Source organism: Achromobacter marplatensis (assembly GCF_049060505.1).
Lineage (GTDB): Bacteria > Pseudomonadota > Gammaproteobacteria > Burkholderiales > Burkholderiaceae_B > Achromobacter > Achromobacter marplatensis_A.
The window spans coordinates 854,571-876,880 of sequence record NZ_JBMGRB010000001.1; the positions used below are offsets into that span (position 1 = coordinate 854,571).

At 64.9% G+C, this 22,310-nt stretch carries 19 protein-coding genes; 9 read left to right on the forward strand and 10 right to left on the reverse strand.

Features of this window, described 5'->3' with window-relative positions:
- Window positions 1–49 precede the first annotated feature (49 nt).
- Window positions 50–838 carry a dienelactone hydrolase family protein gene (locus tag ACI0FO_RS03800; protein WP_416024224.1) on the forward strand — a complete coding sequence of 263 codons (789 nt, stop codon included), beginning with the start codon at window positions 50–52 and terminating at the stop codon, window positions 836–838.
- A gap of 339 nt (window positions 839–1,177) precedes the next feature.
- On the opposite strand, the gene ACI0FO_RS03805 is transcribed toward ACI0FO_RS03800, so the two are convergent.
- Window positions 1,178–2,839, reverse strand: a complete 1,662-nt coding sequence (locus tag ACI0FO_RS03805; protein WP_416024226.1) for a Na/Pi cotransporter family protein — start codon at window positions 2,837–2,839, stop codon at window positions 1,178–1,180.
- A gap of 174 nt (window positions 2,840–3,013) precedes the next feature.
- Here ACI0FO_RS03805 and ACI0FO_RS03810 point away from each other — a divergent pair, with 174 nt between their 5' ends.
- Together ACI0FO_RS03810 and ACI0FO_RS03815 are read left to right on the forward strand one after the other, a co-directional pair.
- The gene (locus ACI0FO_RS03810; RefSeq protein ID WP_416024227.1) at window positions 3,014–4,405 is read left to right on the forward strand and encodes an L-serine ammonia-lyase; all 1,392 of its coding nucleotides are present in this window, start codon (window positions 3,014–3,016) and stop codon (window positions 4,403–4,405) included.
- Window positions 4,406–4,408: 3 nt separating this feature from the next.
- On the forward strand, window positions 4,409–5,422 hold the full coding sequence (locus ACI0FO_RS03815; protein ID WP_416024228.1) for a LacI family DNA-binding transcriptional regulator: 1,014 nt from the start codon (window positions 4,409–4,411) through the stop codon (window positions 5,420–5,422).
- Window positions 5,423–5,447: 25 nt separating this feature from the next.
- Here the strand turns inward: ACI0FO_RS03815 and ACI0FO_RS03820 are convergent, their stop codons facing one another.
- The 7 genes from ACI0FO_RS03820 to htpX all read right to left on the reverse strand — a co-directional run bounded on the left by ACI0FO_RS03820 (window position 5,448) and on the right by htpX (window position 13,785).
- The gene (locus ACI0FO_RS03820; RefSeq protein ID WP_416024230.1) at window positions 5,448–6,374 is read right to left on the reverse strand and encodes an NAD-dependent epimerase/dehydratase family protein; all 927 of its coding nucleotides are present in this window, start codon (window positions 6,372–6,374) and stop codon (window positions 5,448–5,450) included.
- 16 nt (window positions 6,375–6,390) lie between these two features.
- Window positions 6,391–7,476: a lactonase family protein gene (locus ACI0FO_RS03825; protein ID WP_416024232.1), complete on the reverse strand. Its 1,086-nt coding sequence runs from the start codon at window positions 7,474–7,476 to the stop codon at window positions 6,391–6,393.
- The gene (locus ACI0FO_RS03830; protein WP_416024234.1) at window positions 7,469–8,656 is read right to left on the reverse strand and encodes a sugar ABC transporter permease; all 1,188 of its coding nucleotides are present in this window, start codon (window positions 8,654–8,656) and stop codon (window positions 7,469–7,471) included. The genes ACI0FO_RS03825 and ACI0FO_RS03830 overlap by 8 nt, the downstream gene beginning before the upstream one ends.
- A 5-nt stretch (window positions 8,657–8,661) precedes the next feature.
- The gene (locus ACI0FO_RS03835; RefSeq protein ID WP_416024235.1) at window positions 8,662–10,209 is read right to left on the reverse strand and encodes a xylose ABC transporter ATP-binding protein; all 1,548 of its coding nucleotides are present in this window, start codon (window positions 10,207–10,209) and stop codon (window positions 8,662–8,664) included.
- A gap of 14 nt (window positions 10,210–10,223) precedes the next feature.
- A complete protein-coding gene (gene xylF / locus ACI0FO_RS03840) occupies window positions 10,224–11,240 on the reverse strand; it encodes a D-xylose ABC transporter substrate-binding protein (RefSeq protein ID WP_416024237.1) in 1,017 nt (338 codons plus the stop codon).
- 26 nt (window positions 11,241–11,266) lie between these two features.
- Window positions 11,267–12,526, reverse strand: coding sequence for a carbohydrate porin (locus ACI0FO_RS03845; protein ID WP_416024239.1), 1,260 nt, complete (start codon window positions 12,524–12,526; stop codon window positions 11,267–11,269).
- Window positions 12,527–12,903: 377 nt separating this feature from the next.
- Complete coding sequence (gene htpX, locus ACI0FO_RS03850; protein WP_105554907.1) at window positions 12,904–13,785, reverse strand: protease HtpX; 882 nt, start codon at window positions 13,783–13,785, stop codon at window positions 12,904–12,906.
- Window positions 13,786–13,939: 154 nt separating this feature from the next.
- Between htpX and ACI0FO_RS03855 the strand changes: the two genes are divergently transcribed.
- Together ACI0FO_RS03855 and ACI0FO_RS03860 are read left to right on the forward strand one after the other, a co-directional pair.
- On the forward strand, window positions 13,940–14,794 hold the full coding sequence (locus ACI0FO_RS03855) for a DMT family transporter (protein WP_416024241.1): 855 nt from the start codon (window positions 13,940–13,942) through the stop codon (window positions 14,792–14,794).
- 30 nt (window positions 14,795–14,824) lie between these two features.
- Window positions 14,825–15,676: a sulfurtransferase gene (locus ACI0FO_RS03860; RefSeq protein ID WP_416024243.1), complete on the forward strand. Its 852-nt coding sequence runs from the start codon at window positions 14,825–14,827 to the stop codon at window positions 15,674–15,676.
- A 77-nt stretch (window positions 15,677–15,753) separates the two neighbouring features.
- Here the strand turns inward: ACI0FO_RS03860 and ACI0FO_RS03865 are convergent, their stop codons facing one another.
- Together ACI0FO_RS03865 and ACI0FO_RS03870 are read right to left on the reverse strand one after the other, a co-directional pair.
- Window positions 15,754–16,323 carry a phosphonate degradation HD-domain oxygenase gene (locus tag ACI0FO_RS03865; protein ID WP_169270082.1) on the reverse strand — a complete coding sequence of 190 codons (570 nt, stop codon included), beginning with the start codon at window positions 16,321–16,323 and terminating at the stop codon, window positions 15,754–15,756.
- A 55-nt stretch (window positions 16,324–16,378) separates the two neighbouring features.
- Window positions 16,379–17,242: a LysR family transcriptional regulator gene (locus ACI0FO_RS03870; protein WP_416024245.1), complete on the reverse strand. Its 864-nt coding sequence runs from the start codon at window positions 17,240–17,242 to the stop codon at window positions 16,379–16,381.
- Window positions 17,243–17,390: 148 nt separating this feature from the next.
- On the opposite strand from ACI0FO_RS03870, the gene ACI0FO_RS03875 reads away from it, so the two are divergent.
- The 4 genes from ACI0FO_RS03875 to ACI0FO_RS03890 all read left to right on the forward strand — a co-directional run bounded on the left by ACI0FO_RS03875 (window position 17,391) and on the right by ACI0FO_RS03890 (window position 22,247).
- Window positions 17,391–18,464, forward strand: a complete 1,074-nt coding sequence (locus ACI0FO_RS03875; protein ID WP_416024247.1) for a putative 2-aminoethylphosphonate ABC transporter ATP-binding protein — start codon at window positions 17,391–17,393, stop codon at window positions 18,462–18,464.
- Entirely contained in the window at window positions 18,442–20,256 is a 1,815-nt protein-coding gene (locus ACI0FO_RS03880) for a putative 2-aminoethylphosphonate ABC transporter permease subunit (RefSeq protein ID WP_416024249.1), read from the forward strand. The genes ACI0FO_RS03875 and ACI0FO_RS03880 overlap by 23 nt, the downstream gene beginning before the upstream one ends.
- A gap of 24 nt (window positions 20,257–20,280) precedes the next feature.
- A complete protein-coding gene (gene phnX / locus ACI0FO_RS03885) occupies window positions 20,281–21,102 on the forward strand; it encodes a phosphonoacetaldehyde hydrolase (RefSeq protein ID WP_416024251.1) in 822 nt (273 codons plus the stop codon).
- A gap of 122 nt (window positions 21,103–21,224) precedes the next feature.
- On the forward strand, window positions 21,225–22,247 hold the full coding sequence (locus tag ACI0FO_RS03890) for a putative 2-aminoethylphosphonate ABC transporter substrate-binding protein (RefSeq protein ID WP_416024253.1): 1,023 nt from the start codon (window positions 21,225–21,227) through the stop codon (window positions 22,245–22,247).
- The last annotated feature ends 63 nt before the right edge of the window (window positions 22,248–22,310 follow it).

The following is a 22,310-nucleotide window of genomic DNA, read 5'->3' on the forward strand; positions in this document are numbered from 1 at the left end:
GCGCGGAACGGGAGGCCCGGTGTCGTTGATCCCTACACAGGAGTACTCCATGAGTTTTTCCGCCGCCGCCGGCAACATCGCGCCCACCGTCATTCATACCGACACGCAGGGCCTCGTCCACGGGGATTTCAAGCTGCCCGTGGCCGATGGCGCCATCGCCGCTTATTACGCCGCGCCTGAAGGCCGCCGCGACCTGCCTATCGTGCTGGTCGTGCAAGAAATCTTCGGCGTGCACGAGCACATCAAGGACATCTGCCGTCGCGTCGCCAAGGCCGGCTACCTGGCCGTGGCCGCCAACCTGTACGAGCGACAGGGCGACGCGTCGGTCTATACCGATATCCCGAAGCTTATCGCCGAGCTGGTCAGCAAGGTGCCTGACGAGCAGGTGTTCTCCGACCTGGACGCCAGCGTGGCCTGGGCCGCGCAGAATGGCGGCGACGCCCGCCGCGTGGCGGTCACGGGGTTTTGCTGGGGCGGACGCCTGACATGGATGTACGCCGCGCATAACCCGAACGTGCGCGCCGCCGTGGCGTGGTACGGCAAGCTCAGCGCGGGCCACGGCCCGCTGATCAAACGTGTCGCCTACGACGTCGTCAACGAGCTGCATGGCCCGGTGCTGGGGCTGTACGGCGCCAAAGACGCCAGCATCCCGGTAGCCGACATCGAGACGATGAAGACCAAACTGGCCAACGGCAATGCTGCGGCCAAACAATCGGAATTCGTGGTGTACCCGGACGCCGACCACGCCTTCATGGCGGATTACCGCGCCAGCTACAAGCCCGAGGCCGCCAAGGATGGCTGGAAACGGATGGTGGAGTGGTTCCAGCGGTATCTGTAGGCGTGCGACCGTAGGATGGGTGTAGCGCGAGAATTCTTAAGCAAGAACGCGACTATCCAGCGCGCGCAACCCATCAAGCAACGGTGAATTCTTCGCCATGTCAGCTACAACGCATACGCTGCCTGATGGGTTGCGCGCGCTTGGCGGCTGAGTTTTTGGCTGCGGTCAGCCGCGCTCCACCCATCCTACGGCCCACGGCCCCACGGCCCCATGGCCCCATGGCCCCACGGCCCCACGGCCCCACGGCCCCACGGCCCCACGGCCCCACGGCCCCACGGCCCCACGGCCCCACGGCCCCACGGTCCACGGTCCACGGTCTGAAGGCCCGCCGCCCTGTTGTCAGTTCCCTGCTTCCCGCAGGCGGCTGGGGAGCAGTTCGCCGTGGCGGGCCAGCAGCGGATAGGCCGCCGCGCCCACGAGGTGGGAGTTGATCCCCTTCATGTCGCGCAGGATGTCCAGGTACAGGGCGCCGACTTCGGCGGCGTCGACTTGGCCCGCCTTGATCTTCTGCAGGTGCGTGTCCGACGCCTGGGTTTCGATCGTGCGGAAGCGGGCTTTTTCACCTGCTAGCGCTCGGGCCTGGCGCAAATCGTCGTTGACGAAAAGCGCGGCCGCCTGGCGTTCGTTGGCGATCAACTGGCCCAGCGTGTCGTCCAGGCTGGCGCGCTGCTCGGGCGAGAACGTCCAGCCCTGCTTGCGCAGCTTGGCGACGTGGCTTAGCAGGCCGTGATGGGCGATGTCGCCCGCGTGGCCGATGTTGCTGGTGAAGGCCAGGATGTCGTCCATGCGCTGGACGTCGTCGCGCGTCATGTTTTCTTGGTCCAGCGTGGCCAGATAGGTCGTGATCGCGTTTTCAAGCTTGTCCAGCGCCGCGTCCAGCTGGCGCGCCTGCACCATGCGGTGCCGGTTGTCTCGCTTGAATCCGGCGCGGGCGTACAACAGCAGCGTCTGCACCATGTCGGCCATGCGCAGGGCCTCGCGGGCCGCATTGCCCAGCGCCACGGCGGGCACGTCGTGCGCCCATTCGTCCAGGTATTGGGGACGGGACGGGTCGTTCGGGTCGGCGCGCTTGGGCAGCCAGCGGGTAAGCAGGGCGGCGTAAGGGGTCAAGAGCGGCAGGAACACCAGGGCGATCACCGCATTGAACAACGTGTGGAAATTGGCGACGGCGCGGGCCGGGTCGCTGGCCATTGAGCTCATCAGCGGCTGCAGCACCGGCAGCAGCAGCAAGCCGGCCAGCACGCCCAGCACCCGGGTCAGCAAGTTGCCCAGCGGCAGCCGGCGCGCGGCGGGGTCGTCACCGGTTACGCCTTCGATCATCGGATTGATAGCTGTGCCCAGGTTGGCGCCCAGCACCAGCGCGAAGGCCACGTGCGGCGCAACCATATGATGGCTGGCCAGCGACATCACCAGCACCACCACGGCCACGCTGGAGTGCGCCGCCCAGGTGAAGGCGGCCGACAGCAGCACCGCGGCCACCGGCTGGGTGGCCAGGGCATCCAGGATCATGCCCAGCATGGGGGCGGTCTGGAAGGGCTCGAACAGTTCGACCAACTGGTGCAAAGAGAGCAGCAGCAGCCCCAGGCCGATAAACACCCGGCCCAGGTCGCGCGTGCGGCCGGGCGGATAGCGGCGGAACATCCAGACGCCTGCCAGGATCAGGATCGGGGCGAGCGAGGTCAGGTCGAAGGACAGCAGCTGGACGATCAGCGTGGTGCCGACATTGGCGCCCAGCATGGCGGCCAGGGCTGGCACCAGGCCCACGACGCCCCCGGCGGCGAAGCCGGTGATCATCAGGCCGGTGGCCGTGCTGCTTTGCAGGGCAGCGGTAATGCCCAGGCCGGCGGCGAAGGCCCGCAGGCGCGTGCCCAGTGCCTTGCCCAGCGCCGCGCCCAGGGCGGCGCCGAATGCGCGCTGGACGCCGGTTTGGACCATGTGCACGCCCCAAAGCAGCAGTGCGACATAGCCGGCGAAGTCAAGCAGGGTAATAAGTCCAGACATCCAGGGGTGTTCCCTTCTTTTTATGACATGAAATAATTCTGTAATGATCGCATGCCTGACCTGTCGGGGAAACCCGGGGGCCTGATACAGCATACGCCCGGCGGGGCTTTACTGCGCATGGCGGTGGCTACGCGTATCATTGCCTGACTATTCTTTGATGTACTGGAGTTTTGCGTGGCCGTTTCCGTATTCGATCTGTTCAAGATAGGCATTGGCCCGTCTAGCTCCCATACGGTGGGGCCGATGCGGGCCGCCTTGCTTTTCGCGCAAGGCCTGGAACGCGACGGGCTGATGCCGCGCGTGGCCCACGTCCGCGCCGAGCTCTACGGATCACTGGGCGCCACCGGCAAGGGGCACGGCACCGACAAGGGCGTGCTGCTGGGCCTGATGGGCGAAGCCCCCGATACGGTCGACCCTGCCGCGATTGTGGGCATGGTCGCCTCGGTGCGCGCCAGCCGCCAATTGCCGCTGCTGGGCCGCTACCCGGTTCCTTTCATCGAAAAGGAACACATGGTGTTCTACCGCCGCGAGGCAATGGCCGAACACCCCAACGGCATGAAATTCCACGCCTACGACGCCAACGGCGAGTCGTTGCGCGAATCGCGCTACCTGTCCGTGGGGGGCGGTTTCGTGGTGACGGCGGGCGCCTCGAACAGCCAGGTCATCGCCGCGCATAACCAGCTGCCGTACCCGTTCCGTTCGGGGCGCGAACTGTTGACGATGTGCCGTGAAAGTGGGCTGTCGGTGGCGCAGTTGATGATGCAGAACGAACTGACGTGGCGCGACGCCGCTGAAACCAGCAGCGGCCTGGACCGCATCTGGCAGGTCATGCAGGACTGCGTGTCGCGCGGCTGTGGCATCAATTATCCGGAAGCCGACGGCGAATTGCCCGGTCCGCTGCGCGTGCGCCGTCGCGCGCCCGAGCTGTACCGTAATCTGACGCAGCGCGCCGAGCGCACGCTGTCGGACCCCTTGTCCGTGATGGACTGGGTGAACCTTTACGCCATGGCGGTCAACGAAGAGAATGCCGCGGGCGGCCGCGTCGTCACGGCGCCCACCAACGGCGCGGCGGGCATCATCCCGGCCGTCTTGCACTATTACGACCGCTTCGTGCCGGGTTCCAACCGCGAGGGCGTGCGGGAGTTCCTGCTGACGGCGGCCGCAATCGGGCTGCTGTACAAGTACAACGCCTCGCTGTCGGGCGCCGAAGTCGGCTGTCAGGGCGAGGTGGGCGTGGCGTGTTCGATGGCGGCTGGCGGTCTGGCCGCCGCCTTGGGCGGCACGGTCGAGCAGGTCGAGAACGCCGCCGAGATCGGCATGGAACACAATCTGGGCCTGACGTGCGATCCGGTGGGCGGCCTGGTGCAAATTCCCTGTATCGAACGCAACGCCATGGCCTCCATCAAGGCGGTGAACGCGGCCCGGATGGCGCTGCGCGGCGACGGACAGCACTACGTGTCACTAGACTCGGTGATCAAGACCATGCGCGAAACCGGCGCCGACATGAAAACCAAGTACAAGGAAACCGCGCGCGGCGGCCTGGCCGTCAATATCGTCGAGTGCTGAAGCATGGTGATCGGCAAAAGTTCTGTCACGGTCGACGATGTGGCGGCCCATGCGGGCGTGTCGATCAAGACTGTGTCGCGCGTGTTGAATAACGAGCCGAACACCACCGAGAAGACGCGCGCCAAGGTCATGGCGGCAATTGAGCAGTTGAAGTACCAGCCAAACCCGTCGGCTCGGCGCTTGGCAAGCAAGCGCTCAGACCTGATCATGCTGGCCTACGACAACCCCAGCGACAATTACCTGATCAATGTTCAGCAGGGGGCTCTGGACGCATGCAAACGTTATTTCTATAGCCTGTTGCTGCAGCCCTGCGACTATCGTTCCTCTGACCTTGCCGAGCAGATCGAGCAGGCGGCTCGGCAGCGTACCTGCGCCGGGGTGATATTGACGCCGCCGCTATCCGATGTGCCTGCGTTGATTGAAGCGCTGGACCGGGGGGATATGCCGTATGTCCGGTTGGCGCCCAGTTTTCCGAGTGCGAAGGGGTTGGAAGTCAGTACCGACGACCGTTGCGCCGCTCGTGATATGACCCGGTATCTACTAAGTCTGGGGCATCGCCGCATTGGGTTCGTGGCCGGCCATCCGGATCATGGCGCTGCCCACGAGCGGCTACGCGGCTACCTTGATGCACTGGCCGAAGCCCGCCTGGATGCGGACGACGGTCTGGTAGAGCAGGGGCTGCACTCCTTCGACTCGGGCGTAACATGTGGCGAACGTCTGCTTAGCTTGGCTGATCGCCCGACCGCGATTTTCGCCGGGAATGATGATATGGCGGCGGGTGTGCTCTACGCGGCGCACGCCAGAGGCATCCCGGTGCCCAAGGCGCTTTCGGTGGCGGGCTACGACGACACGCCGTTGTCGCGCCAGACCTGGCCCAAGCTCACGACCCTGCGTCAGCCCATCCAGGAAATGGCCTATGCCGCGGTAGAGCAATTGGCCTCACGCGAGCCGCAGGCCCGCGTGCGTACTCTTGGCTACGAGATCCTCGTTCGAGACTCGACCCAGAAGCTGGGCTGATACCGCCCGCTTTCATCCTCGTCCGCTACGGGGCTGCGCTTTGCCGCAGTTGTTCCTGCACGTCGTCCTGTGGGCTATAACCGATGCTGGTCCGGCCGCCAGACACGTCCCAGGCGCTGTCGCGATTGGCGGACACACCGTTGACGATGACGCTGGCGTCGGGCCAACTCGACGCGTCGGCCGTTAGCGTCGCCAAAAGCAGGCGCTCCAAATCGTTATTGGACAACCACATGCCGCGGAACCAGGTCAGGGCGCGGCGGCTAGACTCATTGAGCTCGCCCGTATCGGGCGCTATGGACCCCGCCACGCCGGAATATGTAATGTCGCGCGGGTCATTCTCGCCTGGCAGTACCCATCCGATTCGCACCGCTACGGTCGACAGCCGGCCCTGCGTGACAACGGAAAACGCGCGGCACAACCGCTCACCCATGACTTTCGATGTGCCGTAGGCTAAGGAATGCACGTGGCGTTGGCCGTCGAACCATTGCGTGCCGGGAGCTGGCGCGGTGTTCGCCGTCAGTTTGCCCGGCCCCATCTCGGCAGCCAAGGGCAAGTCTTTGTAGCCGCCCATGGCGTGATTTGACGAGGAAAAGACGAATCGCCGCACACCGTGCTCAGCCGCGGCGGTCAGCACGTTTAGTGTCATGTCATAGGAACCCAGTGCTTCTTCCCAGCTGGCATCGGGCGTTGAATTGCGCGCAGCCAGATGGAGTACGGCGTCGACGTTTTTGAAGTGGCTGATCCACGCGGGATCGGGGCGCTGCAGGTCCGCCGCCACCAAAGTCAATCGATCGAGCAACTCGGGGCCAAATAGGGTGTCGTCCGTGTGCAGGTCAATACCGGTCAGGTGCTCGCACCAAGGCTGGCGCGCGAGGATGGCAAGGGCCTTTCGACCGATTTGGCCGGTGGCGCCGGTGACGACGATACGCGCGGGAGGCAGGGTAAAAGTCACGATAAGGGCTTCCGTATCAAGGCAGAATGCACAGGCAGGCGGGAGAACGGAGGGCATGCGGCGCCCCCGTCGCTTCCGGCATGCCCGTGGCTGGGGCGATGCGCAGGGCGCGGATGAAGTGATCGTCCTGGGAGGCAATCAGGAGGAAAGAACCATCCGGCGTAACGGCGATGTCGCGGGGCGCGCGACCGCCGACGGAAATCCAACCGATCGGCTCCAGCCGTGAGGCGCGATCGCGTAGCCGATAGGCGGCGATGCTGTCATGACCACGATTGCTGACATACAGCCATTCGCCGTTCGGGTGCAGGCGGATGGCCGAGGCGGCGTTGGCGCCGTGCCAACCAAGGGGCAGTGTGCTGGCGCGATCCAGCACACAGGGCGCGGAGCCGTCCAGCTTCAGCAAGGCGACGGTGTTGGACAGCTCTTCCACAACGGCGGCAAGGGAACCATCCGCCGAGAGCGCAAGGTGTCGGGGGCCCGACCCTGGAGGGGAGCGCATCTCCCAGGCTGGCGCAGGCGCAAGACCGGTACGCAAAACGCGGTGGCATCCCACGGTATCGGTGCCGAGGTCGCACAGGTACACCCGTGAACCATCGGCGCTGGGTGCGGCATAGTGCAGATGCGGGCCAGCCTGACGAACGACTTGGGGCCCCGCACCGCGGCGCGCGACCGATTGCGGAAAACCCCGAGGCAGGCCGCTTCTGTCCAAGGCGTAGCACAGCAGTTCGCCAGAACTGTAATTAGAGACATACAGCTGGCGTGCGGCCAGATTCACGCTGACATGGCAGGGGTCGGCGCCAGGGACCAGGGCGCATCCGATTGGGCGCAGGCCGCTCGCTTCGATCGCATACACGTTCAGGGTCGATGCGCAGCCGTGCTCGCTGATGCCGTAGAGCCGGCCGGGGGCCGCGCAAAGATAGGACGGATTGGCCGGGCCGGGCAGGGCCTGCCCTTCGCGGAACGACGCGGTCGAGGTATCGAACTCCAACAGATGGATTCCTTGGCCGCGGCCATGCACGTGCGGCATGGGGTCCGTGTAGGTGCCGACGGCCAGCAGGTGGCAGCCGCGCGCGGGCGAAAGGAGGGGAAGCGCGTTATGCACGTTCGGCCCTTGTCGCCACGTCGATCCAGACCGCCAACACTAGCACGGCTCCTTTGACGATCATTTGCCAAGAAGTGTCCACGTTCATCTGCTGCATGCCATTGTCCAGGCTTGCCATGACCAGCGCGCCGATCAGTGCGCCGTATACCGTGCCTGAACCGCCACGCATGGAGGCGCCACCGATAAAGCAAGCGGCGATTGCGTCGAGTTCCCCGCCCACGCCGGCCGATGGCGAACCGGCTGCGGAGCGGGCAGTGGTAATGATGCCGGCGCAGGCGCACATGAGCCCCATCAGCATGAACACCATCAGCTTCACGCGTTTGACGTTAATGCCCGATAGCCGGCTGGCTTCAACGTTGCCTCCCACCGCGTAGATGTGGCGGCCGAACACCGTTTGGCTGGTGATCCAGAAAAACACAACCAGCAGGCCCAGCAAGATAAGCACGGGAAGCGGCACGCCATGAGCCTGATTCAGCACCAACACGAAGCCCGCAGCTGCCGCACCGATGGTGCCCACCTTGATCACGTCTGCCCAGCGAGGGGCGGGAGTCAAGCCCAGCCGGCGGTGCTGCCGGCGGCGCGCCCATGTCAGGCCGCAGGCCAGCGCAACGATCAACGCGACGATCAACCAGGATAGCGTGCGGGGAACGAAGGCCTGCGCGATCGCCCCAAGCGCTTCCGGTACCGGCGCGATGGTCACGCTATCCGTGCCTAGTTGCACCAGGCCACGGTAGGCCAGCATGCCGCCCAGGCCTACGATGAATGATGGAACCCGTAGATGCGTGGTCACCCAGCCATTGACCAGGCCAAGCGCTGCGCCCGTGACGAGCACGGCGGCGACGGATAGCCAGACGTTCCACCCAAGATTTACCGTCAGGATGGCGACCAGGCCGCCTAATAGTCCAAGCAACGAGCCCACCGACAGGTCGATTTCTCCTGCGATGATTATCAGCACCATGCCGCAGGCCAACATACCGGTGACCGACATTTGCAGGAACAGGTTCGAAATGCTGTTGGGGCGTAAGAAACTGCCGTTGGTCTGATGCCAGAAGAAGACCCAGATCAGGCCCAAGGCCAGGATCATGGCCAGCAATTTGTGTCGAGCAAACAGCTGAAGCAGGGGGCGGCGGCCGGTATGAAACCGGGGAGCGGAGACGGGTGTGGCGAGGGGCGATGTCATAGCGGTCAGGCTGCGTGCGCAAGGGAGTCGGAGTTGAGGGCGGCGGCCAGGATGCGTTCCTGAGTCAGGCCTTGAATCGGAAAATCGCCGCCCACTCGGCCAGCATTCATGACTAGCACACGGTCGCTCATGCCGAGTATTTCGGGCAATTCCGAAGAGACCATGACGATCGCGACGCCGCGGTCAGCCAGGTCGAAAATCATCTTATAGATGTCGTATTTGGCGCCAACGTCCACGCCACGTGTCGGTTCGTCGAGGATGAGCACCTTGGGGTTTTTGAGTGCCATCTTGGCAAGCACGACTTTCTGTTGGTTGCCGCCCGAAAGGCTGGTGATGGGCAGCCCGGGGCTAGAGGCCTTGATGCGTAGCCGGCCAAACTCCCGTTCCACCGTAGCAAGTTCTGAACTTGCGTTCAGCCGTGTGGCCCTGACGTGGTCGGCGAGGCTGGCCAGCGTGATGTTTTCCGCCACGCTCATCTGCGGCACGATGCCATGGCGCTTTCGGTCCTCAGGCACCAGACAGATCCCGAGCGCGATGGCGTCTTCAGGCGACCGGACTCGGACGGGCACCCCTTCGATAAGGACCTGTCCGTTGCTGCGGCCCGCATAGGCGCCGTAGATCATAGACACGAGTTCGGTACGGCCGGCGCCTACCAGGCCGGCGATGCCCAGGATTTCGCCCGCGCGCACGGTCAGGCCCGCCCCGTCCACCCGCTTGCGGCAAGGGTTGGTAACGTCCCAACACGTTACGTCGCGCGCTTCCAGCATCACGCTGCCAAGTTGGCGCTCGGTACGCGGGAAGCGCGATCGCAACTCGCGCCCCACCATCAGGCCGATGATGCCGTCTTCATCCAACGCGGCGGCTGGCCGCGTGGCAATATGCTGGCCGTCGCGGATGACGGTGATGGTGTCGCAGATCTGCTTGACCTCGTCAAGCTTGTGCGAGATGTAGATACATGCCACGCCTTCGCGCTTCAGGTCTTCGATTATCGCCAGCAGCACGCTGATTTCCTTGGCGCTGAGCGAGGACGTTGGTTCGTCGAAAATCAGCAGACGGGCCTGCTTCGCAAGGGCTCTGGCGATTTCAAATAGCTGCTGATAGCCGCTGCCATAGTTCATCACTGGCGCGGCCACGTTGACGTCGGTCAGCTTCAGCCGCGCCAGCAATTCGGTTGCGCGCCGATGCATGGACGGAAAGTCCATGCGTCCGGCGGATAGCCGCAACTCGTTGCCCAAGAATATGTTCTCGGTCACGCTCAGTTGTTGCACCAGCATCAACTCCTGGTGCAGGATGACAATGCCGGCGCGTTCGCTATCGCGGGTGGAGCGGGGGCGCAAGTCGCGGCCTTCCCACAAGATCTGGCCGTCGTAGCTTCCGTGGGGATAGACGCCGGACAGGATCTTCATTAGCGTTGATTTGCCTGCGCCGTTTTCGCCGCATAGCCCCAGGCATTCGCCGGGGCGCACCGCCAGGCTGACTTCCGACAGCGCCCGCACGCCCGAGAATTCCTTGACGATGCCGCGCATCTCGAATAAGGGTTGCGTATCTTTCATTGATGGTCTCCCGGCTATTGCCCGGCGATCTGTTCGGCCGTATAGAACCCATCCTTGACCAAGAGGTCCAGATTGTCGCGGGTCAGTAGCACGGGTTCGATCAAGATCGTGGGTACCTTTCCCTTGCCGTTGTCGAGTTCCGCGTTGAAGGCGGGCGGCTTTGCTTGAATCAGATCGATCGCCGCCTTCGCAGCAGCAGCAGCGATCGACTTGAGCGGTTTGTAGATGGTCATCGTCTGCGTGCCGGCCGCAACGCGGCGCACGCCGGCCAAGTCGGCGTCTTGGCCCGAAACCGCGACCTTTCCGGCCAGCTGCTGGCTGGCCAGGGCTTGGATCGCGCCGCCAGCGGTGCCGTCATTGGATGCGACGATGGCCTGGATATCGTTGCCATTGGCATTGAGCGCATTTTCGATGATGGCCTGGGCCTTGGAAGGTTCCCATTCAGGTGTCCATTGCTTGCCCACAATGGTGATGTTCCCTTTGTCTGCCAACGGCTGCAGCACGTTCATTTGACCTTCGCGAAACAGGCGCGCGTTGTTGTCCGTGGATGCGCCGCCCAGCAAGTAGTAGCGCCCCTTGGGCACGACGTTGACCAGGCCCTGGGCCTGCATCTCGCCGACTCTGACGTTGTCAAAGGACACGTAGCCGTCCACGGGGGCGCCCAGAATCAGGCGGTCATAGGCGATCACCTTAATGCCGTTGTCACGCGCCTTGGCGATCACGCTGCCCAGCACTTTCGAGTTGAACGGAACAATCACCAGTGCGTCGACGCCCTCGGCGATCAGGTTCTCGATCTGCGCGATCTGCCGCGCCTCATTGGCATTGGCCGATTGCACGTGGACCTTGGCGCCCAGCGCGTTGGCGGCTTGCACGAAGTAATCGCGGTCACGGGTCCAGCGCTCGACGCGCAAGTCGTCGATCGAGAAGCCGATTACGGGCGCCTCCTTGCTGGCATGCGCGGTCGGGATGGCGAGCAAGGCGGCGGACAGCGCCAGGGTGCAAGCCAGCAGGTTGCGTAGGTAGGGGGTCATGTTTGTCTCCTTGTGGCGCGATGCGCTCAGAAAGTGATGCCGGTTTTCAGGCCGACAATGAACGCGTCGTGGTTGCTGGACGTGCCGCCCGGGTGCTTGATGAACTGCAGATTGGGCCGCAGGTAAACGGAGGGCAGCGGCGACCAGCTGTAGTAGGCCTCGGTCACGTATTCGTAGCCGTCGCCTACCGTGCTATGTGTACCCAGGCGCTGATTTTGTTGCTCGACATAGCGGGCATGGCGGCCGTTGTTATGGGTCGCGCCCACCGCCACGCCGACTACGTCGGAAGCCCGCTCAAACGGGCCTTTGTATTGCATTCCCAGCGCCAGCTGGTGATCCTGCGCCGCAGTGGCACGGTCCGCTTGCGAGAAGTTCAAGAACAACGAGGACCCACGACCGCCCGCCGTGCCGCTGACCTGTTGTTCGAAATTGATGTAGAAGCCGTACTGGCCATTGCGCTCACGCGGGGCAAGGCCGGTTTCGCCGCGGGGAGCATGGTTGACATCTTGGTAGAGGTCCTTGCCGTCTGAAGTGTTGTACCAAGCGCCGAACTTGTAGGACCCGGGCAGGCTATTCCACGCTGGCAACCAGCCGAATTCGACCGGGATCAATGCGCCCGTGGTGCCGCTGGGGTTGTCCAGCGTCCATCCTTTGCTGCGTGCGTACCGATCGTCCACGTAGTTTGGGTTGACCTGATAGATACCCAACTGCGCATAAGTGTGGTCGGACGTGCTTACCTTCAGGCGGCTTGCCCATTGGCTGGTCGGCCAGTTGACCCAGTAGCTGCCGACCAGGTTGCCGGGTTGAGAACCGCAGAAGGTCAGGTTCTGGAAGTCGCACGAAAAACTGGCGAAATCTTCGCCCACGGTAAGACGGCCGACTTTCCATTGCACCCGGTTCTCGGCGAAGGACTGGTTCAGCCAGAACTGAGTCAAGTGCCACGTTTGCCCGCGCCCGTACACCTCCTGGATCAGCATGTTGTTGCCGATTTCGGCATCGGCGCCCAAATTCCGGCCGTTGCGATCGGTGATGGTCATCTGGAAGGTAGCGCCATGCCAACCCAGCAGCTTGTCCAGGTCCATCGTGGCGCCCATTACCCACTGGTCTGTGTAGCGAGTCAGTTTGTCCGTGCCGCCGCTGAAGTTGTGCGCCGCTTCGCTGGTGTAGCCAAGGTTCAGGGTAATGCCCTGCGCGGCAAGTTCGGTGCGCATTCCTCCCCAGTCGCCGAACAGGTAGGGAGTCGTGGTCAAGTTGTCGGCATGGGCGAGGCCTGCGCCGGACAACATTCCGATTGCAAGCAGGGGGCGCAGAATCGGGCGATGCCAAAGGCGCGTGCGAGCGCCCTCCGCTGCCCTGGGGCAGGGATGTGTTGCCATGACTTTGTCTCCAGTCGCCGCGCGCGGCCCGATGGGTCGAGCGGCTTGTTTTTCGTGGCCGGCAGATACCGGCAGCGCTAGTGTCGGTAGAAATGACAGCGCTGTCAATTGTAGGGACAGCTAGGGATTATCCCTAGGGACGGGTAGGTTTAAGGGTGGGGCCGGCCTTACTGGTGCCCGTAAAGTAAAAGCCCCCGAAGGCGGGACCGAGGTCCGGCCTTTCGGGGGCTTTCCGGCAGAGCAGGGGCTAACCGGCCAGCGACGCCGGTCGGGCCAGGGCCGGCAGTTTAGACAACACGCGCGTTTTGCAGCGCGGCGATGCGGGACGGGATCGGCGGGTGCGAGGCGAACATGGCCGCCAGACCGCCACGGCCGGTGATGCCCGAGGCTTCGAACGACTTGGGCAGGTCGCCCGGTTCCAGGCCGCCCAAACGGGCCAGGGCGCGAATCATGGGTTCGCGTGCGCCCATCAACTGAGCCGAACCGGCGTCGGCGCGGTATTCGCGCTGGCGCGAAAACCAGGCCACGATGATCGAGGCCAGGACGCCGAAAATGATCTCACAGACGAGCACGGTGATGTAGTAGCCCGGGCCGATGCCGCGTTCATTTTTGAACACGACGCGGTCGATGAAGTAGCCGACCACGCGGGCCAGGAACACGACGAACGTGTTCACCACGCCCTGGATGAGCGTCAGCGTGACCATGTCGCCGTTGGCGATGTGGGCCACTTCATGCGCCAGCACGGCGGCGACTTCTTCTTCGCTCATGCTTTCCAGCAGGCCCGTCGACACGGCGACCAGCGAGTCATTCTTGAATGCGCCGGTGGCGAACGCGTTGGGGGCGCCGTCATAGATAGCGACTTCCGGGCGGCCGATGCCGGCGCGGTCAGCCAACTGGTGCACAGTGTCGAGCAGCCAGGCTTCGCGCTGGTTGCGGGGGGCGTTGGGATCCAGCACTTGTGCGCCGGTGCTCCATTTGGCCATGGGCTTGCTGATCAGGAGCGAGATGATCGCGCCCGTGAAGCCCACGACAACCGAGAAGATCAACAGGGCGTTGAGGTTCAGGCCGTTGGCGGTGATGTAGCGGTCTACGCCCAGAATGCGCAGCGTGGCCGACAGCACGAGCATGACGGCCAGGTTGGTGATGACGAACAAGACAATGCGTTTCATGTTTTTTGTGTTCCTCTGCGAGCGGGAAATACCCGGGTTCGACATCGCGGCGGCCCGCCAGTTCCCCGACTCGCCGGCGCCGCTCCCGGTGACGGAGAGTATAGTATCGCTTTCCCCTATTCCTCCCCCACTTTTCCCTTAGCGCAGACCCCCAATGCAGGCTCTCTGGATGTTGCTGGCGTCCGCCATGTTCGCCATCATGGGGTCGTTCGTGAAGCTCGGTACCGAGCACGGCGCCTCCCTCCCGCAGATCGTGCTGTTCCGCGGGCTGCCTTCGGTGATCCTTTTGCTGCTGTGGGCGCGCGCCGGCCGGCAATCCATCATTCCGACCAGCTGGAAACTGCATCTGTGGCGCAACCTGTCCGGCGTCACGTCGATGTGGCTGGGCTTTTTCGCCATTTCGCACTTGCCGCTGGCCACGGCCACCAGCCTGAACTACACCGCACCGCTTTTCATCGCCTGCTGGATGCTGGGCTGGGGCGGCGCGCAGCGCGACCCGGTGCGCATCGTGGCGGTGGCGCTGGGCTTCCTGGGCGTGATCGCCGTGCTGCGGCCCAGCATCAACGACGACCAGTGGGTGGCCGCGCTGATGGGAATGGGCGCCGGCGCCATGTCGGCGATCGCCATGATGCAGATCCGCCAACTGGGCCGGATCGGCGAACCCGAATGGCGCACCGTGTTGTTCTTTTCCGTGGCGGTCTGCGTGTCCAGCCTCGCCGGGCTGTGGTTCGAAGGCTGGGGCCAGGCCGACTGGCAGGGCTACGCATCGCTGTTCGGCGTGGGCGTGGCCGGCATGTTCGGCCAACTGGCCATGACGCGGGCGTTCGGCATGGGGTCCGCGCTGCTGACCGCGGCGCTGCAATACAGCACCATTATCTTCGCGGCCTTGCTGGGCATGGGCTTCTGGGGCGACCACCTGGACGGTGTCGCCTGGGCCGGCATGGGCTTGATCATTTCCGCAGGGTTGCTGTCGGTGTGGCGCACGATGCGCGACCCCAAGCCGGCCTGACCCAAGTTCCTCTCCACCCGGAGCACACGAATGACGATGACACTGATTTCCGCCGCCGACCTGGCCGCGCGTCTGGATACGCCCGACGTGCGCGTGTTCGACGTGCGGCACGACCTGACCAACCATGCAGCTGGCCGCCAGGCCTATGACGCCGGCCATATTCCTGGCGCCCGCTACCTGGACCACGAGACCGAACTGGCTGCGCCGCGCACCGGCAAGAACGGCCGCCATCCCTTGCCCGCGCGCGCCGAGTTCGGCGCGTTGATGGCCGCGCACGGCGTGACGCCGCAGACGCTGGTCGTGGCTTATGACGGCAGCGGCGGCATGTACGCCGCGCACCTGTGGTGGATGCTGCGCTGGTTGGGCCACGACCGCGTGGCCGTGCTGGACGGGGGCTGGCAGGCCTGGGTGGCCGCCGGACTCCCAGCCACGACCGAAGCCGCAGCACCGGTGCAGGCCGGAAAACCCGTGGAGCCGGGCCCGTCAAGGGCGGGTGCCGTGGACGCCAGCGCGGTGCTGGCCAACATTGCCCAGCCGTCCTTTACCGTGATCGACGCGCGCGCCGCCAATCGCTACCGCGGCGAAGTCGAGCCCATGGATCCCGTGGCCGGGCACATTCCGGGCGCGTTGAACCGCCCCAACGGCGAAAACCTGCAAGCCGACGGCCACTTCAAAAGCGCCGACCAACTGCGCGCCGAATTCTCGCGCCTGCTCGATGGCCGCGACCCGGCCGCCATCGTGCACCAGTGCGGCTCCGGCATTACGGCCTGCCACAACCTGCTGTCGATGGAGATCGCGGGCCTGGCGGGATCGCGGTTGTATCCCGGATCGTGGAGCGAGTGGTGCAGCGACCCGTCGCGTCCGGTCGCCAAAGGCGCTTGAGGCGCCTGAGGCGGCTGGCGATCATAAGCCAGGGCGGTTGCCCTGGCTTTTTTTCGCCGGCGTTTTTCTTCTGGCCGCTACCAGATCGCGGCCAGCTTCACCCGTCCCGAGACGCTTTCCGCGATCTCCAGGAAGTGGTCCAGGGGCGGCGTGGCCAGCCCCGGCACCTTGGCCATATCGTCCCAGCGCCTTAGGCGAATCGCATCCGGCGCGCCGGGCATGCTGGCGAAATCCACCGCCTGGCCCGCGTCGAAACTGCCCCCCTGCAACGCCAGGCTGCGCTTTGAATCCTCGGAGAGCGACGCTTCATATTGCGGCTCCACATAGCAGAGGTAGCGCTTGGCTTCCACGTGGAGCCTGATCGGGTCCAGCACGGCCGAACTGAACAGGCCGCGCAGAAACGGCAGCACGAAATACTGGTGCTTGTCATCGATACCGCGCAGCGTGGGCGTACCCGGCCGGTCGGCGATCAGATGGCCCAGGTCGTGCAGCAGGCACGCGGTGATCAGTTGCGCATTGGCGCCATGGCGTTCGGCCAGCGCCGCCGTCTGCAGCGCATGCCGCAAATGGCTGACGGATTCGCCGTGATAGGAACGGTGTCCGCGTTCCAGGAAAATCTGCTCGATATCTTGCAAGGTCAAGGCCATGGTTTGTCTCCTGAGTGGCCGCAAGGGGGGAGAGGCGGGCAGTGACCCTGGCGGGTCAGCCGGCTGCCGGCGCCATCTCCAGAAAGCGCGCGATCAGTTGCACCGGTTGGCGCTCGCGCAGGCAGTACAGGTATTCGTTCATCACGATGTCCGCGCCCTGGATATCCAGGGCCGCCAGATCGGGGTGCGACGGGATTTCACGCGACGGGATCAGGCTGATGCCCAAATCGCACAGAATGGCTTGGCGAATTGACTCCCGGCTGCCGATCTCCAAGGTGCGCCGCACGGTGACCCCCGCCGCCGCCAGGGCGTCCTCGGTCAGTTGCCGCGTCATGGAGCCAGGCTCGCGCAGCAGTACCGCGTGGTCGGCCAGATCGGCCAGGCGGACCTGGCTGCGGCGCGCCAACGGATGGCCGCGGTGGGTCACCACGCGGATCGGGTCGGCCGCGATCATGCGGCGGTACAGGTGCTTGTCATCCATCAGAAAGGAAGACGTGGCAATCTCGATACGGTAGTCATGCAGTGCTTGCAGCATCGATTGCGAGTTGCCGATCGTGACCGTCAGGTCGATGCCCGGATAACGCTGGTTGTACCGGCGTACCGTGTCCATGATGTAGAAGGGGCCGGTGGCGCCGATGCGCAGGTTGCCTTCGCGCAGGTCGCTGGCGTCGCGCAGCCGGAAATCGATCTCGGTTTCCTGCTGGACCAGCTTTTCCACCATGGGCATCAGGTTGTGGCCCGCGTCCGACAGGCGCATGCCTCGGCCTTGCCGGTGGAACAGTTCGATGCCGTAACGCGATTCCAGCTGGCGCAATTGCCCTGTCACCGTGGGCTGGCTGACGCCCAATTGGGCGGCGGCTTTGGTGACGGTGCCGCAGCGGGCCACGGCGTAGAAGGATTTCAGTTCGGCGACAAGCACGATTTTTGGGGGCGGGAAAGGGACGCAATGCGCAAGACCGCCAGTACACCAAAATAATTTGATGTTTTTATTACTGCATTTGCGCGAAGTGTCATAAACACTCAATACGCGCCTTCCATACTGCCTTCGTTCCCAGACCGGAGGCACCATGCCCCAACCGAATAACGCCTTCCTCTCCGTTCGAAATCTTGTGAAACGGTTCGGCAGCCATACAGCGCTGGCCGATGTTTCGCTGGATATCCGCGCCGGGGAGCTGGTGTGCCTGCTGGGACCCTCCGGTTGCGGCAAGACGACCTTGCTGCGGGCCATCGCCGGCCTGGAGCGCCAGGACAGCGGCGCCATCGTGTTGTCCGGCCGGGATATCTCGCACGCCGAGCCGCAAGAGCGCGACTACGGCATCCTGTTCCAGTCCTATGCGCTGTTTCCCAATCTGACCGTGGCACAGAACGTGGCCTACGGCCTGAGCGGCAAGCGCGCCCACCGCAAGCACGTCGCCAGCCGGGTCGAGGAAATGCTGGCCCTGGTGGGTCTTTCGGGCGCGGCGGAAAAATATCCGGGACAGATCTCTGGCGGCCAGCAGCAGCGCGTGGCCCTGGCACGCGCGCTGGCGCCGTCGCCGTCGCTGCTGCTGCTGGACGAGCCCATGTCCGCCCTGGACGCCCGGGTGCGCGAACACTTGCGCATCGAACTGCGCGCCTTGCAGAAACGCCTGTCCATCACGACCCTGATGGTGACGCACGATCAAGAAGAGGCCATGGTGATGGCTGACCGCATCGCCGTGATGAACGGCGGCGTGATCGAACAGTACGGCACGCCGCGCGAGCTCTACCGCCAGCCGGGTTCGGCCTTCATTGCCGATTTCGTGGGCGAGGCGAACTGGCTGCCGTTCGAGCGCGTCGATGCCCACCGCGCCCGCGTGGGCCGCCAGGAACTGGCTGTGGACGAGGCGCTGGACGGCGTGTCGGGCAAGCTGTTCGTGCGTCCGGAAGCCGTGCGCGTCAGCATGGCGCGCCCGGAAGAACCCAACTCCATGCTGGCCGATGTGCTGGACGGCGTGTTCCTGGGCCGCGGTTATCGCCTGGCGCTGCGGCTGGAAGGCGTGCCCGGGTCCACCGTGCATTCCATCGTGTCCCCTGAAATCGGAGATGCCCTATTGGGCCCTCACGCTGCCAGCCGTTGCTGGGTGGAGCTGCCGCGCCATGCGATTCGCGCCTACGCTTGATGACGCCGTGACAGGACCTTCCGCCGCCGAACCGGCCGCCGCCGTGACGGCCATGCCTGCCCCCCCGGCCGCTCAGACCGCCGCCGCGGCCGTCTTGGGCCGCCGTCCGTTGCCCGGCTGGATCGGCGCGCTGGGATTGACGGCGGGGCAGGGCGCGCTTGTCCTGTTCCTGGTGCTGTTCCTGGCGTTGCCGCTGGCGGCGATCCTGGCGAAGTCCGTCACCGACAACGATGGTGCGTGGGCCGGCCTGTCGGTCGTGACCGGGATCATCGGCGCGGATGGCTTCCTGGCCATGGTCGGGCGCAGCCTGACCGTCGGCATCGTCACGATGCTGCTGGTGGTGCCTTGCGCCTACGGTTTCGCGTATGGCTTGACCCGCACGCGCCTGCCCGGCAAGGGCCTGCTGCGCACCATCGCCTTGCTGCCGCTGTTGGCGCCGTCGCTTCTGCCGGGCATCGCGCTGGTCTATCTGCTGGGCAATCAGGGGCTGCTCAAGGGCCTGACGGGCGGCGCCACCATTTATGGCTTCTGGGGCATTGTCGTGGGAGAGGCCTTCTACACCTTCCCGCATGCCTTGATGATTTTGTTGACCGGCCTGGCCTTGGCCGACGGCCGTCTGTATGACGCGGCGCGCGCCATGGGCGCCGGCTCGTGGCGCACCTTCCTTACCGTGACCCTGCCCGGCACGCGCTATGCCGTGTTTTCGGCTTGCTGCGTTGTGTTCACCTTGACGGTGACTGATTTCGGCGTGCCCAAGGTGGTGGGCGGCGACTACAACGTGCTGGCCATGGAGGCCTACAAGGCGGTGGTCGGCCAGCAGAATTTCCCCAAGGGCGCGGCCATCGGCATCTTGCTGCTGCTGCCCGCCTTGCTGACGTTCGTGCTGGACCGCCGGCTGCGCGCCCGTCAAGGCGCCCAGATGAGCGGCCGGGCGCAGCCCTACGTGTCGGGCGTGAACGTCCGGCGCGATGCGGCCTTCCTGACGCTGGCTGGCGCGATGGCAGCCTTCCTGCTGCTGATTATCGGCGTGGCTGTCTGGGCATCGTTCGTGAAGATGTGGCCATACAACCTGTCGCTGTCGTTGCGATCCTATGATTTCGACAACATGGATGGCGGCGGCTGGCTGGCCTGGCGCAACAGCTTGCAGTTGGCGTTCTGCACGGCTTTGATTGGCACGGTGGTGGTGTTTGTCGGCGCCTGGATGATGGAAAAGGTGCCCGCGCGCGGCGGGGTAGCGCGCGGCCTGCGCGGGGTGGTGAGCATGCTGGCGCTGATGCCGATGGCCGTTCCCGGCCTGGTGCTGGGCCTGGGCTACATCTTTTTCTTCAATAGCCTGATGAACCCGTTGAATGTGTTGTACGGGACGATGCCGTTGCTGATCCTGTGCACGGTCGTCCACTTCTACACCAGCGCGCATTTGACGGCGGCCACGGCGCTTAATGCCCTGGACCCGGAGTTTGAAGCCGCCTCGGCGTCGCTGAAGGTGCCGCGCATGACAACCTTCTTGCGCGTGACCTTGCCGATGTGCCTGCCCGCGGCGCTGGATGTCGCGCGCTACCTGTTCGTTTCCGCCATGACGACCGTGTCGGCCGTGGTGTTTCTGTACAGCCCGTCGACGGTGCTGGCCGCCGTTGCCGTGCTGAACATGGACGATGCCGGCTTCATCGGCCCGGCCGCCGCCATGTGCACCGTGATCATGGCCAGTTCCGCCGTCGCGGCGCTTGCGTTGCACCTGGCCAGCCGCGCGCTGGTGGCGCGCAGCCAGGCCTGGCGCCGACCCGCGGCCCTCTGAACGCTTATTTCTAGGATGACCCTCATGAAAGTTTCCCCTTTGCCCGTCCAACTGGAAGCCGTGATCTTCGATTGGGCCGGCACGCTGGTGGACTTCGGTTCGTTCGCGCCCACCAAGGTGTTCGTGGATGCGTTTTCGCAGTTCGGCATGGATGTGTCGTTGAAAGAAGCCCGCGGCCCGATGGGCATGGGCAAGTGGGACCACATCCGCGCCCTGTGCGATCAGCCCGCCATCGCCAGCCAGTACCAGGCCCAGTTCGGCCGCCTGCCGACCGATGAGGACGTGACCGCCATCTATGAACGCTTCCTGCCGATGCAGCTGGAAAAGGTCGCGCAGTATTCGGCGGCCATTCCCGGCGCGGCTGAGCTGTTGCGCGCGTTGCGCCAGCGCGGCCTGAAGATCGGATCCTGCTCGGGCTATCCCGCCAGCGTCATGCGCCGCGTCGTTGAACGCGCGGCCTCCGAAGGCCTGGAGCCCGACTGCATCGTGGCCAGCGACGACGTGCCGCGCGCGCGTCCGGCGCCGGCGATGGCGCTGAAGAACGTCGTGGAACTGGGCCTGACCGACGTCGCAGGCTGCATCAAGGTCGACGACACCTCGCCCGGCATCGAGGAAGGCCGCCGCGCCGGCATGTGGACGGTAGGCCTGCTGCTGTCGGGCAACGCCGCCGGCCTGACGCTGGACGAATACCTGAGCCTGGACGAAGCCGGGCGCGACAAGGCGCGCGCCGAGGCCACCCGCGAACTGTCGGCCGCCGCGCCGCATTACCTGATCGATACCGTGGCGGACCTGCCGGCCGTCGTGACCGATATCGACGCCCGTCTGGCGCGAGGCGAACGGCCCTGAACTAGATCTTCACTGGCCGGCGCCGCTGGCCACATTCCTCTTTCACCCCGCATACCGCAGCCGCAATCGCCGGCCGTGGCGGCGGCTCTCACCCTTTTTTCCGCTCATCCACGGAGTTCCTCATGAATCGCTACAAGCTGCTTGCACTGGCCGCCGCCCTGACGGGCGTGATGGGCGCCGCCTCCGCCGAAACCACGCTGACGGTCTACACCGCGCTGGAAGCCGACCAGATCAAGGTCTACCAGGCCGCCTTCGAACGTGCCAACCCCGACATCAAGATCCAATGGGTGCGCGACTCCACCGGCATCATCGCCGCCAAACTGCTGGCTGAAAAAAGCAACCCGAAGGCCGACGTGATCTGGGGCCTGGCCGGTACGGCGCTGGGCTTGATGGACAAGGAAGGCATGCTGCAACCCTACGCCCCCAAGGGCCTGGACCAGATCGCCGCCAACATGCGCGACGCCAAGGCCGAGCCGTCGTGGGTCGGCATGGACGGCTACGCCGCCGCCATCTGCTTCAACACCATCGAAGCCGAAAAGCAGAAGCTGCCCAAGCCCACGTCGTGGCAAGACCTGACCAAGCCGGTCTACGCCGGCAAGATCGTCATGCCGAACCCCGCTTCGTCGGGCACGGGCTTCCTGGACGTCAGCGCGTGGCTGCAGATCTTCGGTGAAGAAAAGGGCTGGGCCTACATGGACGCCCTGCACAAGAACATCGGTTCGTACACGCACTCGGGTTCGAAGCCTTGCAACATGGCCGCGGCGGGCGAATTCCCGATCGGCGTGTCGTTCGACTACCGCGCCGCCAAGCTGAAGGCCGACGGCGCGCCGGTCGAAGCCGTATTCCCGTCGGAAGGCCTGGGCTGGGAAGTGGAAGCCACCGCCATCATGAAGGGCACGAAGAACCTGGAAGCCGCCCGCAAGCTGGCCGACTTCTCGGCCAGCCGCGAAGCCAACGAGCTGTACAAGGCCAACTTCGCGGTGCTGGCGATCCCGTCGATCGCCACGGTCAACCCGAACCTGCCGGCCGACCTGACCAAGCGCATGATCAAGAACGACTTCGTGTGGGCCGCCACGAACCGCGAACGCATCATCGCCGAATGGACCAAGCGCTACGACGGCAAGTCCGAGCCGAAGAAGAAGTAAGCGTCCGCCCATGCGGCGGCGCGGCGCTTGCCGTGTTGCCGCTTACCGGGACCGCCGCCGCGC

Coding starts and splice junctions, on each gene's coding strand:
- ACI0FO_RS03800 (WP_416024224.1), top strand. CDS start 50: ATGAGTTTTTCCGCCGCCGCCGGCAACATCGCGCCCACCGTCATTCAT.
- ACI0FO_RS03805 (WP_416024226.1), bottom strand. CDS start 2,839: ATGTCTGGACTTATTACCCTGCTTGACTTCGCCGGCTATGTCGCACTG.
- ACI0FO_RS03815 (WP_416024228.1), top strand. CDS start 4,409: ATGGTGATCGGCAAAAGTTCTGTCACGGTCGACGATGTGGCGGCCCAT.
- ACI0FO_RS03830 (WP_416024234.1), bottom strand. CDS start 8,656: ATGACATCGCCCCTCGCCACACCCGTCTCCGCTCCCCGGTTTCATACC.
- ACI0FO_RS03835 (WP_416024235.1), bottom strand. CDS start 10,209: ATGAAAGATACGCAACCCTTATTCGAGATGCGCGGCATCGTCAAGGAA.
- xylF (WP_416024237.1), bottom strand. CDS start 11,240: ATGACCCCCTACCTACGCAACCTGCTGGCTTGCACCCTGGCGCTGTCC.
- ACI0FO_RS03845 (WP_416024239.1), bottom strand. CDS start 12,526: ATGTTGTCCGGCGCAGGCCTCGCCCATGCCGACAACTTGACCACGACT.
- htpX (WP_105554907.1), bottom strand. CDS start 13,785: ATGAAACGCATTGTCTTGTTCGTCATCACCAACCTGGCCGTCATGCTC.
- ACI0FO_RS03855 (WP_416024241.1), top strand. CDS start 13,940: ATGCAGGCTCTCTGGATGTTGCTGGCGTCCGCCATGTTCGCCATCATG.
- ACI0FO_RS03860 (WP_416024243.1), top strand. CDS start 14,825: ATGACGATGACACTGATTTCCGCCGCCGACCTGGCCGCGCGTCTGGAT.
- ACI0FO_RS03865 (WP_169270082.1), bottom strand. CDS start 16,323: ATGGCCTTGACCTTGCAAGATATCGAGCAGATTTTCCTGGAACGCGGA.
- ACI0FO_RS03875 (WP_416024247.1), top strand. CDS start 17,391: ATGCCCCAACCGAATAACGCCTTCCTCTCCGTTCGAAATCTTGTGAAA.
- ACI0FO_RS03880 (WP_416024249.1), top strand. CDS start 18,442: ATGCGATTCGCGCCTACGCTTGATGACGCCGTGACAGGACCTTCCGCC.
- phnX (WP_416024251.1), top strand. CDS start 20,281: ATGAAAGTTTCCCCTTTGCCCGTCCAACTGGAAGCCGTGATCTTCGAT.
- ACI0FO_RS03890 (WP_416024253.1), top strand. CDS start 21,225: ATGAATCGCTACAAGCTGCTTGCACTGGCCGCCGCCCTGACGGGCGTG.